The following is an 18588-nucleotide window of genomic DNA, read 5'->3' as shown; positions in this document are numbered from 1 at the left end:
CAGTTCACTCAGGCAGCGTATAGCTCCTGATTCGCCAACCGGCCTCGCTCTTCACTAGAAGTAGCGAGGCCGGTTTGCTTTCATCGGCAGAAGCGAACTCGAACAGCACACTGTCTCCGAGCCGCTGAATCTCTGCGGCATCCGCGGCAGTCAACAGAACGTCGGAAGATAACTCTGCACCATTCAACACATTGTGAATGTGGGCAGAATCTGCGGCGAATGCAGGTGAATCGGAACGGGAAACTGCTTCAAGACATTCGATCGACAGATCCCGTAGACACTCGTTTCGAGTCGAAAGCAACGCGTCAAGGGCCGCCTTGGGCTCAGCCGGGAGGTCGTTGCGCCACGACTCTGAGGCGCCCTCTTCTGATGAGCCAACGGCGATCTCCTCCCCCTCGTTCTCGCGTTCGGGTTGAGACTCTGCTGCCGACGAATCGCCATCAGCAAACGCGACCGCGGCCGGGGCTTCTGTGCTGCCAAAAGACGCGACAACAACCGCCAACGCCACACAGAGCGCACCGACTGCAGCGAGAGCCCATGTGCGCTTTCTGATCGGGCGACACCAGTCCCGAAGAATCGTCTTGCCGCGCGCAGCCTGATCCTTCGCCGCGGCAACCAGTTCGCCCACCCTGCCCTGAAGCCACTCCGGAAGCGCCACCACCGAATCGAGTTCGGTTCGTGGTGGACGCGGTTGATCATGTGGTGCCACCGCGCTACCCCGTGCGAGCTGAACGGAATCGAACGTCTGCGTCGACTCAACGGGACCCAGGCGCACCGGTTCTGGCGCTCCCAGCGCAAACAGCCGCCGTTCACATTCCCGCTGCCACTGAGCACTGCGCATGTGCTCCTCGCTGGACAGCCAAGCCAACAGCTCCGCGATCGGCGCTCGGAGGTCATGCTCCAGCGCCATCGCAGCGATGACGCCGCTTGCCATGACGGCATAGGCTGAGCGGTCTTCCTGGAACCCCGGCTCCTCGCACAGCTCTGCGGGTGTTGGAATACTGCCGTGCAATCGAGCCGAGCCAAAGTCGCCGAAGAAGGGCATTCCGGAGCCATCGAAGTGCACAGCGTCCATTGTCAGGTTTCCGAGAGTGACGCCGGCACGATGCACTCGATCCAATGCCGCAGCGAGCGGCGCAAGAATCGTGATTACCTCTCCGGGGCGCAGCGCTTGTCGTTCACGCATTACGCGCCTCAGCGTTATCGCGGTGCGCCAGTGCGTAATCAGCGCCGGCGAGCCATCAGGGGCCGCCGCGATATCGTCCAGTTCGACGGCGTGAGCGCCCTGCACTAGAGACAGACACTCGATCTCGGCGAGCAAGTCGAACGCTCTGCTGTCGGGAAGCAGGCGTTTGATCACCCGCACGCTCGAGGCTTCGTCCCGTTCGGCATCACCGCTCGGGCACGCGAGAACAAGTCGCGAGGATGAGCCCTCTGCGAGGGTGCGTACCGTGCGGTAGCCAGCTATCGAGTCATCATTCACAGCTCCATCTTTCGGCCTCACACGCGCCCGCTGACGCCGACAGCAGCCGCATGTGGACAAGCGCCATGGCGCGAAATCACTCAGGACAGGACTCGGAATAGTGCTCCCACGGGCCGACGGACGCCTCGCGTGAGAACTTCGAATCCATAGAGGCGTCAGAGGCCGTATCCTAGATGCATGGCACGCAGCGAAAAGACTCCGAAGGCTCCGAAGGCTCAAAAAGAACCCGGTCGCATCAAGCAGATGTACCAGGTCTTCCAAATGACGAGGCGCTACGACAACCTCGCAATCTGGTTCTTCCTCTTGGCTTTCCTCTTGCCCATTGTGGTCGGGCTCGTTCTGGCTTTCCTTCTCGCCGGGGACAACGTTTTCGGCTTTGTGCTTTACATCATTGCCGGTGTAATGGCTGGCCTTCTCGCGTTCCTCATTGTTTTGGGACGCCGCGCAGAACGCGCCGCCTACTCGCAAATTGCCGGCCAGCCCGGTGCTGTCGGTGCCGTGCTCAAAAGTTCGCTGCGTCGCGGTTGGACCGCGAGTGAAATGCCTGTTGCGATCAGCCCTAAGACGCAGGATGCTGTCTACCGCGCAATCGGCAAGGGTGGTATCGCACTCATCGGCGAAGGACCCCGCAGCCGCACGCAGAAGATGCTGGAAGATGAGCGTCGCAAGATGAATCGCTTCCTGCCCAATGTTCCCGTGCACTTCATCTATGTCGGACCCGACGCGGACTCCGTTGCGTTGCACAAGCTCGCACCCACCCTCGGCCGTCTCAAGAACGTTCTTCGCAAGCCCGAGATTCTCGCAGTCTCCAACCGGCTGACGTCACTCGACAAGAACGGCCTCCCGATTCCTAAGGGAGTCGACCCCATGAAGGCCCGCGCACAGCGCTCACAGCGCGCCTAACAATCCGCATCACCCTTTCGCGCTTCCAGAGCCGATGAGCCGCTGTGCTCGTCGGCTCTGTCGCGTTAACCCGGAGGTTAGCGTCGAACGAGCAGGGTTCCCGCGATGCGATCATGCATGCCTCGCTGATCACCATCCCAAATAACAGCGGGGATAACCAACGCCATCAGGAGAGTGCGCACGACGGGACGCCAAATACCCAAGTAGCCGCCGGCCAGCGGAACGACGCGCATTCCAGTGATGAGATGACCGAAACTTCCGTTAGTGGTGATCAGCACGACGATCTGGGCTGCGACGAAAACACCGAGAGTCGCGAACGCGTCGTAGTTGAAAAACGCTATCGATACGACGACGGCAAAGCCCCAGTCAATAGCGAGAGCAATGAGCCTGCGCCCCAGCCGGCCAATCGAACGCGGGCCTGCCGCTGGGAGCCCAATACGCTTACCTGGCCATTCATCGGGAACTTCTTGATGCTGATTCACTGGTTCAGCCTAACGAATTGCGGCTCCGTAACATGCCGGAAACAATTCGGAGATGACTGCGAAATCCTTCTTCTGTACCCTAAGAGATGGTTGTAACGACAGCCGATCATCAAATGAACCCCTTGGAGTTCCACTCAATGTCTCATCCGAAGTTTTCCAATTCGTCTGAGGTTCTTGATTTTATCAAGGACACAGACGTCAAGTTCGTCGACATCCGGTTTACCGACCTCCCCGGTATCCAGCAGCACTTCAACATCCCCGCCGCCGCAGTTGATGAAGACTTCTTCGCTGTCGGCCAGCTCTTCGATGGTTCATCGATCCGTGGCTTCCAGTCGATCCACGAGTCGGATCTCCAGCTGATCCCTGACGTCACGACCGCCTACGTGGACCCTTTCCGCGTCGAGCGCACCCTCATCATCATCTTCGACATCTACAACCCCCGCAACGGCGAGATCTACGCTCGCGACCCGCGCCAGGTTGCCAAGAAGGCCGAAAAGTATCTCGCTTCGACCGGGATCGCCGACACCGCGTTCTTTGCCTCCGAAGCAGAGTTCTACATCTTCGACGATGTTCGCTACGAAGTAAGCGCCAACAAGAGCTTCTACGAAGTTGACTCCAGCGAAGGCGCTTGGAACAGCGGACGCACCGAAGCCGGCGGAAACCTCGCCAACAAGACGCCCTTCAAGGGCGGCTACTTCCCCGTCTCCCCCGTTGACCAGCACGCAGACATCCGTGACGACATCGTCATGAAGCTCATCGATGTTGGACTCGAGGTTGAGCGCAGCCACCACGAGGTCGGTACTGCAGGCCAGGGTGAGATCAACTACAAGTTCGACACCCTCGTTCACGCCGGTGACGACATCCTCAAGTTCAAGTACATCGTCAAGAACACCGCCAACGAGTGGGGCAAGACGGCAACGTTCATGCCGAAGCCGCTCTTCGGCGACAACGGTTCGGGAATGCACACGCACCAGTCGCTGTGGAACGACGGAACCCCGTTGTTCTACGACGAAAAGGGCTACGGCGGACTCAGCGACACCGCTCGCTGGTACATCGGTGGACTGCTCAAGCACGCACCTGCTGTGCTCGCCTTCACCAACCCGACGGTCAACTCGTACCGCCGCCTGATCCCCGGATTCGAAGCTCCCGTAAACCTCGTGTACTCGGCTGGAAACCGTTCGGCTTCCATTCGTATCCCGATCACCGGAACGAACCCCAAGGCAAAGCGCATCGAGTTCCGCGCACCAGACGCATCGGGTAACCCTTACCTCGCGTTTGCTGCTCAGCTCATGGCTGGCCTCGACGGCATCAAGAACAAGACTGAGCCGCACGAGCCCGTTGACAAGGACCTCTACGAATTGCCACCCGAGGAAGCACGCCTGATTCCTCAGGTTCCCGCTTCTCTCGAAGAGGCACTTGTAGCCCTTGAAGCCGACCACGAGTTCCTGATGGAAGGCAACGTCTTCACCAAGGACCTCATCGAAACCTGGATCGACTACAAGCGTACGAACGAACTGCTTCCGTTCGCACAGCGCCCGCACCCGTACGAGTACGAACTGTACTTCGGCGTCTAAGCGCTAACACAGCACACAATAGGGGCCGCATCCTTCGGGATGCGGCCCTTATTATTTAGCCCGGTTGTGTTTTAGTAGGCGCTCACGAGCTGCGGCGTGCGACGAGTCAGGTCCAGTCCGGTGCCATCGATTACAGGAGCACGTGACGACGACGCCCCTAGCCCGCTGAACGACCAACCAGCTGCACGCCACGTTGCGGCGTCGAGGCAATTGCGGGCATCGATCATGACGCGGCTGCCGACAATCTGCCCTAGCGCCACAGGGTCGCTGGCCTTGAACTCATCCCACTCCGTCAAGACCAAGAGGGCGTCCGATCCCGCGGCAGCTTCGTCTACCGAGTCGACATAGGTGAGCGTAGGGAACATCCGCTGAGCCGTTTCGGATGCTTCGGGGTCGTAGACGACGACCTGAGCTCCCCGGAGATGCAGCGCGGCCGCAACGTTGAGCGCTGGAGAATCCCGCACATCGTCAGTCAGTGGCTTGAAGGCCGCGCCGAGGATGCCGATTCTGCGGTTGAGAACCGAACCACCACAGGCATCGATCGCGAGACCGATGACTTGCAAGCGCTGGGACATGTTGATCTCATCGACCTGCTGCAGCAATGCCGCAGCCTTGGTAGCGCCGAGCTCACTCGAACGGTGGATGAGCGCCCGGATGTCCTTGGGAAGGCATCCGCCCCCGAACCCCAGCCCTGCGTTGAGGAACTGGCGCCCGATGCGCACGTCGTGGCCGAGTGCGTCAGCCAAGACTGCTACATCAGCGCCCGAGGCATCACACACTTCGGCGATCGCGTTGATGAAGGAGATCTTTGTCGCCAAGAAGGCATTCGCGCTCACTTTGACGAGCTCCGCGGTCGGCAGATCGCACACGATCACGGGGGTTCCCGTCTCGATGGGAATGGCGTAGACCGCGCGCATTGCTGCTTCAGAACGCGGTGACACTCCGCCCAGAACAATCCGATCGGGGCGCAGCGTATCTTCGACTGCCTTACCCTCTCGCAGGAACTCAGGGTTCCACACCAACTCAACGTTCACCTCTGCCGGGGCAGAATCGGCGATGATCGAACGCAAGCGGGCTCCCGTTCCTACCGGTACGGTCGACTTGCCGACAATTAGGCCGTCGTGGGTCAGATAGCGGGCGACCTGCCGCGTAGCTTCCTCCACGTAATCTAGGTTTGCAGCGTTACTCCCCCGCTGCTGGGGCGTACCGACACAGATGAAGTGGATGTCGGAATTCGCCGTAGCCTCAGCAAGGTCGGTTGTGAACCGCAGTCGCCCGCTCGCAACGTGCGTGCGGATGAGCTCCGGAAGTCCCGGTTCGAAGAAGGGAACCCTTCCTTCGCTGAGCTCCTTTACTTTGGCCGGATCGGTGTCGACGCCGATGACATCGAACCCCATTTCTGCCATAGCCGCTGCGTGAGTCGCACCAAGATATCCGGTGCCGACGACGCTCAGTCGGGGACGTTCTGCGTCTCCATACTGACCGATGGTGTTCTGGGCTGAAGGTGCTGTGCTGTTCATGTTGTGCTCCTTATTCATCGGTTCAGCGTGCGGTGAGGGTGAAATCGCTGTCAGGTCGCGCCAAGCCCTCGATGAAGGCGGCTAGAGAATCTGCGCGAGAGTCGATGCGCCAGTCATTGGTCGAGCGCTCACCCTCAACATAGGTCGTGACAGCTAAGTTGAACCACGAAATCCCGATGATGTCGTCGTTCTCTGGCTTCGCGAGCGATTCGAAGAGACTGGTCACCCAGCCGGCTTTGTGGCCACCCGTCTCGGATGCTCCGATTTCCGTCAGGAAGATTGGCTTGTTGGTGATCCGGCGCAACTCGTTCAAACTGGCGTCAAACGTGTAGCTGAAGGTGAAGTCGTTCTCCGGCTTGTAAGCGGGGCGAAGGTACCCCGACAGCCCCACCCAGTCCACGTATTCGTCGCCCGGATACAACCCGTCGAGGAAGTCCGACGATTGATGCGTCGCCGGAAGGTTATTGATGATGTTGGGTGCCCAGATCCAGATCACGAGATCGTTGGCCCCCTCCTCGGCGAAGATATCGTGGACGTGCTGCCACATAGAGACGAAGTCACCAACGCGGTTCTCGTTAATCGAATTGCCTTGGCCGTCTGTCTCGGACCATGGATACCAGACACCGTTCATCTCGTGGTCCAGTCGGATGCCGAGAGGTAGTCCTGTCGCCACGATGTCTTTCGCGTATTGATGCAAATAGTCATCGAAAGTTCCCGGCGTGCCCGCTTCAGGATCGCCGATGATAGCCGGCAACGTGTAGTCAGGCTCTTCTACCTGATCGTTGCCAGAACCAATTGGTCGTGACTCCCAGGTAAGAATCGGAAGTGTTTCCTTCTCCCACGAACGCGTGACCGCATTCGCACGGAAGTCCTCATCCCAGCCGCCAAAGTAGCCGACAACGTTCGGGTTGCTGCCCACCTTGGTAGCGGTCGAGTCGTACGTCGCCCAGTTGAACGGTGCTTGTTCGGTATAGAGCCCGAGATACGTCGAGGCTGGGTTCACGATCGCGGCCTTTGACGGGGCAGTAATAGCTGCGGGACCCGACGAGGTATTGGGCGTGTTCGACTTCGACGGTGACGCCACCGTCGCGTTTTCGGCTCGACCGGATTGAAGAGCTTTCAGTGTTCCTTCAACAGACCAGAGCTCTTGTTGGATCGCTGCTGATTGGGCATTCGTTTCTTTCAGGTTGTTCTTGGCGACACCAATCGACGCTTCAAGTTCATCAATCTCCGACAGCAGGCTCTCTTTTTCTGCCTCCCAGTCAGCGCGTTCCTCGGCCACGGTGTCCGCTTGGAGAACCGTTTTGGCTGCCGTGCTGAGAGCTTGATTTACCGTGCTGCTGGGTGAAATCCAGACGAATGCGCTTGTCGCACCGAGCGTGAGCACGAGCGCGGCACTGCCGACTCCCGTCCAGCGGGTTCGGCTGCTGCTGACAGCCCACCAGGCTGCTGCACCGTTTCGGACATGGGAACTACGAGAAGAAAACAATGGAAACCGCCTCTACTGCAAAGATTGAAAAACCGATCACGTAAGGCCATGCGGCCTTGGGGTTGAGCCGGCGTCGCTGTGGCGCCGCCGGAGCAGCTGCTCGTGTTGACCGCCTCGGAGGCGCTTCCAGCACGGCAACAGCACCAGTAGCAGTGCTTGGTTCGAAGTCCAGGTCGGCGATCGTCGCACTGTCGTGGTCGAGCTGTCCGACCAAGAGGTCGTTGGAGTTGCCTCCGGCATAGGCCCCGGCACGGGTGCCCCAGCCACTGGCATGCCCCATCCTGAAGAATCCAATAAGGCGGATGGGCATCAGGAAGGCAGTGGACACGATGATGAACGCCGGCAAGCGGAAGAAGTCCATCGGTTTCTCTGAAAGGTGCCGAATCTGTCGGATCGCCATGCTCAGTACCGAAGACACCACCATGAGCGCGAGCACGAGAAGCACTCCGCTTTGAACGCCATACTCCGAGAGGAACCCTTCGTAGAAGTTGTATCCCTGTCCGCTGATGGCGCGATAGATCCAACCAGCGATCACTCCAGCCAAAAGGAACGGCAGGATGATGTCCATCAGGAAGAAGACGGCCAGTACTGGTGCGTGCCCCAGCATCCACGGCAGCATGCGAAGCGTGTTGTATTGGCTGCCACGAGCCCAGCGCAGTTGCTGCTTGTAGAGCTTCTTGACCTCAAGCGGCGCATCGGTATAGACGAGCGAGGTGTGCTGGTACACCGTGCGGTGACCCTCTTGAAGAGCAAGGTTGGTGAGAGTGCGATCGTCGCTTACTTCAAGAAATACGCCCATGAAACGTTCGTTCATGAAGCGGTCCATGACGCGCGTCATGATCGAGCGACGGAACGCAATGGTGCGCCCAGGTAAGCAACCGACCTGTCCGAGCACGCTCTGAGCGGGCATCGAGTAGAGAGCTCGCGAGTTCTCCAGCCAGTCAGCCCAGCGAGTGATCCAGCTTCGCTCCGGTTCAAGGATGCGCTGACGTGTTGTGACGCCGCCGACCTTCGCATCAGCGAACGGCCGCACCAGCTCCGAAAGGGTGTTGTCGGTCCAGACGGTGTCGGAGTCGACGAGAACGGTGATGTCGCCTGTCGACAGCTCCGTACCGATCATCACGGCATTGCGCTTACCGGGAATCGGCGTGTGCACCCAGCGCACCAGCGGAGCGAACTCTTCACTGATGCGTTCCAACGTGGGGTTCGGCGCACCGTTGATGACGACGATGATCTCAGACGGTTGTTGCTCGACCATGCGGGCGAGCACATCCCGAAAGAGATCCTCCGGCTCATCGAGCACGGGCACTACTACGCTCGTCGTTCCGGTGAACGTGCCCGTATACGGACGGTAGCGCGACGACAACACGACTTTGAGCAACCACAGCGCCCAGATGAGCGACGAATAGATTGCGAACATGTAGATCTCAGGGTGACCCTCGATCATGTGGCGAAGTTGCAGAATAAATATGAACACGGATGCCCCCGACATTGTGAATGGGAAAGGTGATCATCCGCGACGCTGAGGATGCTTCTCAGCGGTGAGTTGCTTGATTATTGCCCGATGGATTTGCCCACCGCAATACGGGTATTTCGTCGCATTACGCCTCCAGGTGGTCTCCCCCGGGTCAGGAGTTCGACAAGAGTGTCGGCACTTAGGCTGTCGCATTTTGTGCACAATTTTGTACCCCACCAGGAGGGAACGAATCGCTCGAATCCCGGCGCAATCGGAGCCGAAAGCGAACTCGGGTGAAGGCGGAAAAGTGCACGTCAGGAACCCTATTGGCCACAGCTCGACGCCCCATTTATGGGTAGAACCAGTAGTCTGCCCCTGGCGCACGGAGCAGGGGCTGCCGAGGATGCACCCACCTGCTGCCCCACAATGGGGTACACGATTTTCAGGCCCCCGGGGGACGCTCGTTGGCACCATAAGTGGTTACAAGTTTAACATGCCCGTAACATTCGGAGCGGTTTCAGGGCAACCCGAACCGATGGCAGAAGCAGCCAGACTTTGCCTCGAGTCTTACGACCTCGGCACATTAGCGACGCCATAAAAACGGCGCTCAAAGACGCGTCGAGCGCGACGCGTGGCGCGCAAATAGTCCTCTTCGAGCTTGCTCGCTGAGCCCGGTGGATATTCGAGCATGCGGGCAACACCCTCGAGTTGAAGTCGATCCGTGGGTAAGACATCCGAGGTCTTTGAGGTCCACAGGGTGATAGCCGAACGTGCGCGGGAGGCGAGAACCCACGCTTCACGCAGGCGAGCCGCGTCGGAGGCTGTCACGAGCTTCTCGGCGACAGCCGCATTCAAGGCATCGAGTGTTGAGGTTGTGCGCAAACCTTCGACCGTAGCTCCGTGCTGAAGCTGCAAGAGCTGCACGAACCATTCGACGTCGCTGAGCGAACCGCGGCCTAGTTTGAGGTGGCGGGACGGATCCGCGGCCTGCGGAAGACGTTCAGACTCCACGCGAGCCTTAATTCTTTTGACTTCACGCACGTCCTGCGGCGAAATCAGGGAGGGGTAGCGAACGCGGTTCGCGAGTGCTTCGAAATCAGTGAGCAGCGCGGCGTCGCCGGCAACGCCACGGGCGCGCAAGAGCGCCTGAGCTTCCCAGGTGAGCGACCAGCGGGCGTAATAGGCCGCATACGATTCGAGGGAGCGCACGATGGCCCCATTCTTGCCTTCGGGTCGAAGGTCGAGGTCGAGATCGAGCGGAAGCTTGACGTCCTCAGTGATGCGAGTGAGCCCCTTGGCGAGCTTGTCGGCTCGTTTGGCAGCCTCTTCGTTAGTACCGTCCGTCGCCCGGTAGACATACATGACATCGGTATCGGAACCGAAACCTGCTTCGGCTCCCCCAAAACGCCCCATGGCGATAATCCCGAACTCGATTCCGTCAGGTTCTGGCCGGAGAATCGCCAACGCTCCTTCGAGCATCATCGTTGTAACGTCGCTGAGCCCGCGGCCCAGCTCTTGAATCGTGGTCATTCCGACGATCGAGCCGATGGCCAAGCGTAAGATCTCGCGGCGACGGGCTGTGCGCAACGCCTTGGCCGCGGCATCCTCGTGCCCTTTGTGTCTGGCGACAATGGCCCGAGCTTCGTCTTGCAACACCGCAAGAGAGCGCGGCTTGAGTTCTTTGTCGTGCTCCAGCCACGCTGCAGCTTCGGGGATGCGCTCGAAGAGCCCACCCACGTATTTGGATGCCGAGAGCACATGAGTAAGCCGCTCTGCAGCCCCAGAAGAATCGCGAAGCATGCGCAGGAACCAGTACGCCTCACCGAGTGCTTCGCTGAGCCGGCGGAACGCGAGGAGGCCGTAGTCAGGATCGGCTCCATCTGAGAACCACTGCAACATCACGGGCAGCAGAGCCTTCTGGATAGTGGCCCGCCGGGAGACGCCGCCGGTGAGCGCCGCAATGTGCGCTAGTGCGCCTTTGGGGTCGAGGAAGCCGATAGCGGCCAGTCGAGCGACGGCCTGCTCGCTCGAGAGCGCGAGGCCTTCTTCGGGCAAAGCGGCCACGGCCGAGAGCAACGGGCGATAAAACAGGCGCTCATGAAGTCTGCGCACGGCAATCTTGGTGCGCTGCCACTGCTCCGTGAGATCTTTCGCGCTTGTCGCAATGCCCGTCGCACGAGCGAGTACGCGCAGGTCATCTTGATCTCGCGGCATGAGGTGGGTGCGGCGAAGTCTCGACAGCTGGATGCGGTGTTCCAGCAGCCGGAGAAAGCGGTAGTCCCGAGCGAACTCGCCAGCTTCAGTGCGGCCGATATAACCGTGTTCGGCGAGAGCAATGAGAGCGCGCAGGCTGGACGTTTGACGCACCCCTTCGTCACTTTGTCCGTGAACGAGCTGCAGCAGCTGAACCGTGAACTCAATATCGCGAAGTCCACCCGGGCCGAGCTTGAGTTGCACATCGCGTTCCTGCGGTGGGATGTTCTCGGTGACACGCTCGCGCATCCTCTGCACTGAGGCCACGAAGTTCTCACGAGACGCACTGGACCACACGAGCGGGGAAACGCCCTCAATGTAGCGACCACCGAGTTCCCAGTCGCCCGCAAGAGGGCGAGCCTTCAGAAGTGCTTGGAACTCCCAGCTCTCTGCCCAGCGATCGTAATAGGCAAGATGCGATTCAAGCGTGCGCACAAGGGCACCGTCTTTGCCCTCGGGGCGAAGGTTGGTGTCGACCTCCCACAGTGCGGGTTCCACCGTGAGGTCTTGGATGCCGCGGATCGTCTGCACCGCCAAAGGGGTAGCGATCGTGACCGCACGGTCGGCGCTAATACCGTCGGGTTCAGTGACGAAAATGACGTCGACATCCGACACGTAGTTCAGTTCACGGGCGCCGGCCTTGCCCATACCAATGATGGCAATCCGGGTAGCGGCGATGTCAGCTTCTGGAAAGTTCACCGATCGGCGTGCCACAGACAGTGAGGCTTCCAGCGCGGCACCGGCTAGGTCAGCCAACGCCATTGCCACACGGTCAACAGCAGCAAGAGGGTCTTCCTGCGCGAGATCCCAGGCGGTCAGCTTCGCGAGCTCTCGCCGATAGCGCACCCGCAAGGCAACCCACGCGTCTTCGCCCTCGAGGTCGTTGGTGACTTCGGTGAGAAGCTCAACGTATTCCTCGGGCGAGTAGGGCTGCGCAATGGGCGAACACATCGCGTCGAGTTCTTGCGGATGCCGCACAAAGAAGTCGCCAAGCCCCGAAGACGCGCCAAGGACTCGAACCAGTCGCACTGCGGCCTCGTCGTTGGCCAGCACTGGCGTGAGTTGCTGCGGTGAGCCCTCGGAGAGTTCCACGAGCAGCCGAAGAGCCTGATCGGGGTCTGCTGCGCGCGCGAATAACGCTGCGGGCACTTCGGGACGGTCGAGCGCCACAAGACGCTCTCGGGCCTCGCTGAGTTCCAAGAAACCCAGCTTGGCGAGTTCGGTCAGAGTGTATGGCGGCGACGACATGGTGACGGAGGGTCTAGAGGATCTCTAGGCTGCTCTCCAATTCGTAGGGAGTGACCTGAGCGCGGTACGCCTTCCATTCGCGACGCTTGTTGAGCAGCACGAAGTTGAACACCTGCTCCCCGAGCGTCTCTGCGACGAGCTCGGAGTTTTCCATAATGCTCAGCGCATGGTTCAGGTTCGACGGAAGCTGTTCGTAACCCAAGGCACGGCGTTCGTGCTCGGACAGGTCGCCAACGGCATCCTCGGCTTCGAGCGGAAGCTCGTAGCCCTCTTCGATGCCCTTAAGCCCAGCGGCGAGCAACAGCGAGTAAGCCAAGTAGGGGTTTGCTGCCGAGTCGAGAGCACGGTATTCGATGCGCGCGCTCTGGCCCTTGCCGGGCTTGTACAGCGGAACTCGTACGAGAGCCGAACGATTGTTGTGCCCCCACGTGACGAAGCTCGGAGCTTCGTCTCCGCCCCACAAGCGCTTGTAGGAGTTGACGAACTGGTTAGTGACAGCCGTGATCTCCGGAGCGTGCTTGAGAATGCCGGCCATGAACTGGCGGCCAACCTTCGACAGCTGGTAGTGCCCGCTGGCGTCGTAGAACGCATTCTGGTCGCCCTCGAAGAGCGACATGTGGGTGTGCATTCCCGAGCCTGGCTGGCCAGACATCGGCTTCGGCATGAACGTGGCGTACACGCCCTGCTCAATGGCAACTTCTTTGATGACAGTGCGGAACGTCATGATGTTGTCTGCAGTGGTGAGTGCGTCGGCGTAACGAAGGTCGATCTCGTTTTGGCCGGGGCCGGACTCGTGGTGGCTGAACTCTACCGAGATGCCGAGGTCTTCGAGCATCCGCACCGAACGGCGACGGAAGTCGTGTGCCGTGCCGCCGGGAACGTTGTCAAAGAAACCAGCGGAATCTACCGGCTGCGGGCTGCCATTCTTAAGCTTGCTCGACTTGAGAAGGTAGAACTCGATTTCGGGATGCGTGTAGAACGTGAAGCCACGTTCAGCTGCCTTCTCGAGCGTGCGCTTGAGCACGTTACGAGGGTCGGATGCTGCGGGCTGGCCATCAGGCGTCGTGATGTCGCAGAACATGCGTGCGGTGGGGTCGATCTCTCCACGCCACGGCAAGATCTGAAAAGTGGTGGGATCGGGATGCGCGAGCATGTCTGCTTCATAGGCGCGCGTGAACCCTTCAATGGCAGAACCGTCGAAGCCAAGACCCTCAGCGAATGCACCCTCGATCTCGGCGGGCGCAACAGCAACGCTCTTGAGCGTTCCCACAACATCTGTGAACCAGAGTCGAACGAATTTGATGCCACGTTCTTCAATTGTGCGAAGAACGAAATCGCGCTGCTTGTCCATTGACATATAGTCCCTCGATCCGTGCTTTGCCGCGAGATTGCGACATCGATTCTGCCGCTCTAAGGGTACTTGCTCTAGGCCATCTCTGCAGCGCACTCGCCGCCGTGGTAGCCCAATTGAACTCTGCGCCGGTGTCGTTAGACTGGCGGCTATGACTGACTCTGCCGCCGCTGAAGCCCAAGCCAAGCTCAAACGAGTTCGCACTCGCCATTTTCAGACGGCGAAAGAGAACGGAATCAAGATCGTTGGGCTCACCAGTTACGACCAACTGACTGCCGGAATCTTCGACGAATCCGGCATCGACTTCCTGCTGGTCGGCGACTCCGCTGGCAACAATGTCTATGGCTACGACACCACTCTGCCGGTGAGCATCGATGACCTGATCCCCCTGACGCGCGCCGTCGCCGGCGCTGTTACGCGCGCTTTTGTCGTGGCGGATATGCCCTTCGGATCCTACGAAACAGGTTCCGAGGAGGCGCTTCATACCGCGTTCCGCTTCATGAAAGAGACCGGGGCACACGCCGTGAAGCTTGAAGGCGGTGTGCGCAGCGCCGAACAGATCCGACGCATCGTGGATGCCGGCATCCCGTTGATGGCTCACATCGGGTTCACTCCCCAGAGCGAGCACGGTCTCGGCGGCCACGTTATTCAGGGTCGCGGAGAAGGGTTTGAGCAATTGCTCGCCGACGCTCTCGCCGTTCAAGAGGCTGGCGCGTTTGCCGTCGTGCTCGAGATGGTTCCCGCGGATGCCGCAGCCAAGATCACCGAAGCACTGTCGATTCCGACAATCGGTGTCGGTGCCGGCCCTCACGTTGATGGGCAGCTTCTGGTCTGGACTGACTGGGCGGGCCTCACCAAGGGACGCATCCCGAAGTTCGTTAAGCAGTACGCCGATTTGCGCGCAACGCTCGCGGGCGCTGTCGACCAGTACCGCGCCGATGTGGCCGCGGGTACGTACCCGACAGAGGAGCACTCCTACTAGGAGTCTCCTCGGCCGGGAACGGCCCGTGAGTGCTCCGAGCGTCTAGTCTTCAGAATCTTCGCTTGCCCACTTGCGTGCGCGCTCCGCAATGATTTGCGGGGCGTGTTCGGCTTGAGCCCGAGTATCGAATGGGCCATCACGATCTACGGCTAGCGACTGCGGTCCTTCTTCGACTTCGCCGGTCTTGTGGTTGTACCACCATTGCTCCATGCGGTTCGTCCCTTCGTCGAGAGCAAGGCTACGCGGTTAGACTGCTGAAATGCCTCGGAATAATTCTGGTCACCTCGTTCCGGGAGTAATCCCACCCCAACTTGCCGTCCCCTCGGCTATTACCCGCCCCGAATACGTGGGCAAGAAGGCGCCGCGCACCTTCACCGGTTCAGATGTTTACACGGCTGAAGAAGTAGACCGCATCCGTGCCGCAGGCACCATTGCCGCCGGCGCCGTCGAAGCAGTTGGTGCGGCGGTTGCCCCCGGAGTCACTACCGCACACCTCGATCAGATCGCGCACGAGTACATGGTGTCCCGCGGTGCCTACCCGTCAACGCTGGGCTACCGTGGCTTCCCGAAGTCGTGTTGCACGAGCATCAATGAAGTAATTTGTCACGGCATTCCGGATGACACGGTGCTCAACGATGGCGACATCATCAACATCGACATCACCGCCTACAAAGACGGCATGCACGGTGACCTCAATAAGACCTTCCTCGTCGGCAACGTTTCTGACGACGCTCGCAATCTCGTTGAACGCACGCAAGAAGCGCTTAACCGGGGCATCAAGGCCGTAGCCCCTGGGCGTCAGGTCAACGTGATCGGCCGGGCGATTGAGTCCTACGCAAAGCGCTTTGGCTACGGCGTGGTTCGCGACTTCACCGGACACGGCGTTGGCCGCGCTTTTCACACCGGCCTCATCATCCCTCACTACGACTCTGCACCGCAGTTCGACGACGTCATCGAGGTGGGAATGGTCTTCACAATCGAACCCATGCTGACTCTCGGAACCCACGATTGGGATTTGTGGGCCGATGACTGGACCGTCACCACTCGCGACAAGAGCCTGACCGCACAATTCGAGCACACCATGGTTGTCACCGAACGTGGCACCGACATTTTGACTCTCGCGTAATAATCTGACGCTCCCCTAACCACGCGAAAGAGGACAGCATGACTCAGGCTCTAGGAATCGACATCGGTGGCACCGGAATCAAGGGGGCCATTGTCGACACCGACACCGGCAAGCTGGTGAGCGAACGGATGAAGATCGCGACGCCCAAATCGGGCAAGCCTGATGCGATCGTGGCGGTCGTCGTTGAGCTCATCGAAAAACTCGGCGGGATTCCCGAGTCGATGCCGGTTGGCGTATGTTTCCCCGCAATCGTGCGCAACGGCAAGACGATGTCTGCCGCAAACATCTCCAAAGAGTGGATCGGTCTCGAGGCCGAAGCGTTGTTCGAGAAGGCCCTCGGCCGCGATATCCACTTTGTCAATGATGCGGATGCCGCTGGCGTTGCCGAAGTGCGCTACGGCGCGGCTAAAGGCGTACCCGGTCTGATTTTGCTCACAACGCTCGGCACCGGCATCGGCAGTGCGCTGATCTATAACGGAACCCTCGTACCGAATTCAGAGCTGGGTCATCTCACCATTGGGCGCCAGGATGCCGAAAAAGGCGCGTCATTCTCCGCGAAGGAACGGCGCCGCCTCAGCTGGAACGCGTGGGCTAAGCGCCTCCAGCGCTACTACACCCACCTCGAACTGCTCTTCTCCCCCGACCTCTTCTTGGTCGGTGGCGGCGTGTCAAAAAGCCACGAAAAGTTTCTCCCACTGCTGAAGTTGAAGACGCCGATCGTGCCAGCCAAACTTCGCAACAACGCTGGCATTCTCGGCGCTGCCGCTCTCGCCGTAAAGGAATAGCCATGAGCTTTCACACGAATGAACCCCATTCCGGCGACATCGCTGGGCGCCTGAACTGGCTCCGCGCGGGGGTTCTTGGCGCGAACGATGGCATTGTCTCTGTTGCTGCAATCGTTGTCGGCGTCGCTGGTGCGACATCCGCCATCGCTCCCCTGATCACCGCGGGAGTCGCCGGCCTCGTCGGTGGCGCCATCTCGATGGCCTTGGGAGAATATGTTTCCGTGAGCAGCCAGAGCGATAGCCAGCGGGCACTCATCGAGAAAGAGCGACGAGAACTCGCCGAGATGCCGGAGGAGGAACTCGCCGAGCTCGCGGCCATCTACCGCGCTAAAGGAATCAGCGCAGAAACAGCGCAACGCGTGGCAGAGGAGCTCACCGAACACGACGTTTTAGCGGCCCACCTCGAAGCGGAGCTAGGCATCACCGAACATGCCGTCGTGAGCCCCTGGCAAGCAGCCGGGGCATCTGCGCTCGCGTTCACGATCGGTGGAGTGCTGCCGCTCGCCGCCATCCTGCTGGCACCAGAACCCATCCGGGTCCTAGCGACCTTCATCGCCGTCTTGACAGCACTGGTGATCACCGGGGCGCTGTCGGCACGTGTTGGCGGCAACAGCTGGGTGCGACCAACGCTGCGGATTGTGATCGGTGGAGCGCTCGCCCTCGCCACCACGTTCCTCATCGGTACGCTTTTGGGCACTTCGGGCGTCGTCTAGAGGCACTCGGCGATTGCACGGGCGAGTCTGGCTGAGCCTGACGCTCACATTCAGACTGAGGAATGGGCCGGCTAGTACGCCGGGTTCTGTTCACACGAGACCGAAATCTCGTGCTGGACGGTCATCTATCTACGATGTACGTTGCCGCACACCTCTAGCGATCTACCCGAAGACTTGGCGAGCAGCCTTAGCGTCTTCTGTCTGATCTTGCTCCGGACGAGGTTTACCTAGCCGGCCGAGTCACCGCGGCCGCTGGTGGTCTCTTACACCACCGTTTCACCCTTACCCCAGACCGAAGTCTGTGGCGGTCTGCTTTCTGTTGCACTGTTCTCGCGGGTTGCCCCGGGTGGGTGTTACCCACCATCCTGCTCTGCGGAGCCCGGACGTTCCTCGGTACCCTTGCGGATAACGCGACCGTCTTGCCGACCCATTCAACTGCCAAGCTTAGCGTTCAGCGAGCGGTTAGAGTCCCGACTCGTTGGTGCGAACAAGAATGCCTTCACTACTGGCACACATGATCACGGTGTCAGGTGCTGCGGCCCGAATCTCTTGCATTTCGTTCTCGAGGAGCTTCACGCCGGATGCCAGCGAAACTCCCCCGCGCAACAGCGAAGCGCCAACACCGTAACGTTCGCGCTGACGTTCGTAGAGCGCCAAAAGATCGTCCGGGATCGTAGCTTGCAAAGCAGAGCGACCGGTACGGGTCGTGCCCAACTCCGTCTCAATGACGACGAGGGCTTCATCGCGGCTGCCTTCGAGCTCGGCGGCCTGGGTACGGAGGTTGTCCGCCTGTTCAGCGAGATTGTCGACAACCTTCTGCTGGGTTTCAAGCTTCTCCATGACGGCTAGCTCAATGTCTTCGAGGTTGCTCAAACGGGTGCGCAGCGCGGCGAGCTCCTGCTCAAGCGCAGCAACATCTTTCGCCGACGAACTCGCATCAAGGCGCGAAGTATCACGGGCGATGCGAGCCTCAACCACCGTGACATCCGACTCAACGCGGCTCATTTCGAGCTCGATGTCTTCTTTGATGCCACGCTCTTCCAGCATCGTCAACTGAAGCTTGTCGCGGTGCTGCTTCAGTTCGGTAAGTTTCTCGTGCTCAGGAAGCTTCTTGGCACGGTGCTCCAACTGGGCAATCTTCGTGTCAAAGGCCTGCAGGTCGAGGAGCAGCGCCTGATCAGCGGGGCTAGCGGTCAATGCCATAGTCATGTTTCTCTCTGTAT

Annotated in this window: 15 protein-coding genes and 1 other RNA gene; 6 read left to right on the top strand and 10 right to left on the bottom strand. The window is 59.9% G+C overall.

Features of this window, described 5'->3' with window-relative positions:
- Positions 1–4 precede the first annotated feature (4 nt).
- The gene (locus I6E73_RS07760) at positions 5–1483 is read right to left on the bottom strand and encodes a hypothetical protein (protein ID WP_197124368.1); all 1479 of its coding nucleotides are present in this window, start codon (positions 1481–1483) and stop codon (positions 5–7) included.
- Between the two features lie 177 nt (positions 1484–1660).
- Here I6E73_RS07760 and I6E73_RS07755 point away from each other — a divergent pair, with 177 nt between their 5' ends.
- Positions 1661–2386, top strand: a complete 726-nt coding sequence (locus I6E73_RS07755) for a DUF4191 domain-containing protein (RefSeq protein WP_197105756.1) — start codon at positions 1661–1663, stop codon at positions 2384–2386.
- Between the two features lie 77 nt (positions 2387–2463).
- Here the strand turns inward: I6E73_RS07755 and I6E73_RS07750 are convergent, their stop codons facing one another.
- Positions 2464–2868: an RDD family protein gene (locus I6E73_RS07750; RefSeq protein ID WP_197124366.1), complete on the bottom strand. Its 405-nt coding sequence runs from the start codon at positions 2866–2868 to the stop codon at positions 2464–2466.
- A gap of 137 nt (positions 2869–3005) precedes the next feature.
- On the opposite strand from I6E73_RS07750, the gene glnA reads away from it, so the two are divergent.
- A complete protein-coding gene (gene glnA, locus I6E73_RS07745) occupies positions 3006–4442 on the top strand; it encodes a type I glutamate--ammonia ligase (RefSeq protein WP_197124364.1) in 1437 nt (478 codons plus the stop codon).
- 71 nt (positions 4443–4513) lie between these two features.
- On the opposite strand, the gene I6E73_RS07740 is transcribed toward glnA, so the two are convergent.
- The 5 genes from I6E73_RS07740 to I6E73_RS07720 form a co-directional block, all read right to left on the bottom strand.
- Entirely contained in the window at positions 4514–5962 is a 1449-nt protein-coding gene (locus tag I6E73_RS07740; RefSeq protein WP_197124362.1) for a UDP-glucose/GDP-mannose dehydrogenase family protein, read from the bottom strand.
- Positions 5963–5984: 22 nt separating this feature from the next.
- Positions 5985–7451 (bottom strand): glycoside hydrolase family 26 protein, encoded by a 1467-nt coding sequence (locus tag I6E73_RS07735; protein WP_197124360.1) that lies wholly within the window; start codon positions 7449–7451, stop codon positions 5985–5987.
- The gene (locus tag I6E73_RS07730) at positions 7435–8928 is read right to left on the bottom strand and encodes a glycosyltransferase family 2 protein (protein ID WP_197105761.1); all 1494 of its coding nucleotides are present in this window, start codon (positions 8926–8928) and stop codon (positions 7435–7437) included. Before I6E73_RS07730 ends, I6E73_RS07735 begins: the two co-directional genes overlap by 17 nt.
- Before the next feature lie 546 nt (positions 8929–9474).
- On the bottom strand, positions 9475–12408 hold the full coding sequence (locus I6E73_RS07725) for a bifunctional [glutamine synthetase] adenylyltransferase/[glutamine synthetase]-adenylyl-L-tyrosine phosphorylase (RefSeq protein WP_197124358.1): 2934 nt from the start codon (positions 12406–12408) through the stop codon (positions 9475–9477).
- A gap of 13 nt (positions 12409–12421) precedes the next feature.
- Positions 12422–13759 carry a glutamine synthetase family protein gene (locus tag I6E73_RS07720; RefSeq protein WP_197105763.1) on the bottom strand — a complete coding sequence of 446 codons (1338 nt, stop codon included), beginning with the start codon at positions 13757–13759 and terminating at the stop codon, positions 12422–12424.
- A gap of 151 nt (positions 13760–13910) precedes the next feature.
- Between I6E73_RS07720 and panB the strand changes: the two genes are divergently transcribed.
- Complete coding sequence (panB, locus tag I6E73_RS07715) at positions 13911–14741, top strand: 3-methyl-2-oxobutanoate hydroxymethyltransferase (protein ID WP_197124356.1); 831 nt, start codon at positions 13911–13913, stop codon at positions 14739–14741.
- Positions 14742–14783: 42 nt separating this feature from the next.
- Here panB and I6E73_RS07710 read toward each other — a convergent pair whose 3' ends face one another.
- A complete protein-coding gene (locus I6E73_RS07710) occupies positions 14784–14951 on the bottom strand; it encodes a methionine aminopeptidase (RefSeq protein WP_197105765.1) in 168 nt (55 codons plus the stop codon).
- A gap of 49 nt (positions 14952–15000) precedes the next feature.
- On the opposite strand from I6E73_RS07710, the gene map reads away from it, so the two are divergent.
- The 3 genes from map to I6E73_RS07695 are packed head-to-tail and all read left to right on the top strand — an operon-like array spanning position 15001 to position 17365.
- Positions 15001–15867 (top strand): type I methionyl aminopeptidase, encoded by an 867-nt coding sequence (gene map, locus I6E73_RS07705; protein ID WP_197124354.1) that lies wholly within the window; start codon positions 15001–15003, stop codon positions 15865–15867.
- A 38-nt stretch (positions 15868–15905) separates the two neighbouring features.
- On the top strand, positions 15906–16652 hold the full coding sequence (ppgK, locus tag I6E73_RS07700) for a polyphosphate--glucose phosphotransferase (RefSeq protein ID WP_197124352.1): 747 nt from the start codon (positions 15906–15908) through the stop codon (positions 16650–16652).
- A 2-nt stretch (positions 16653–16654) separates the two neighbouring features.
- Positions 16655–17365, top strand: coding sequence for a VIT family protein (locus I6E73_RS07695; protein WP_197105768.1), 711 nt, complete (start codon positions 16655–16657; stop codon positions 17363–17365).
- 59 nt (positions 17366–17424) lie between these two features.
- Here the strand turns inward: I6E73_RS07695 and rnpB are convergent.
- Positions 17425–17795: RNase P RNA component class A (rnpB, locus tag I6E73_RS07690), an RNA gene on the bottom strand.
- 32 nt (positions 17796–17827) lie between these two features.
- Positions 17828–18574 carry a zinc ribbon domain-containing protein gene (locus I6E73_RS07685; protein ID WP_231600592.1) on the bottom strand — a complete coding sequence of 249 codons (747 nt, stop codon included), beginning with the start codon at positions 18572–18574 and terminating at the stop codon, positions 17828–17830.
- Positions 18575–18588 lie beyond the last annotated feature (14 nt).

It is taken from the genome of Salinibacterium sp. SWN248, from assembly GCF_015864575.1.
GTDB lineage: Bacteria > Actinomycetota > Actinomycetes > Actinomycetales > Microbacteriaceae > Rhodoglobus.
Note: the sequence above shows the minus strand (reverse complement) of the source record. Positions and strands in the feature narration are given on the sequence as shown.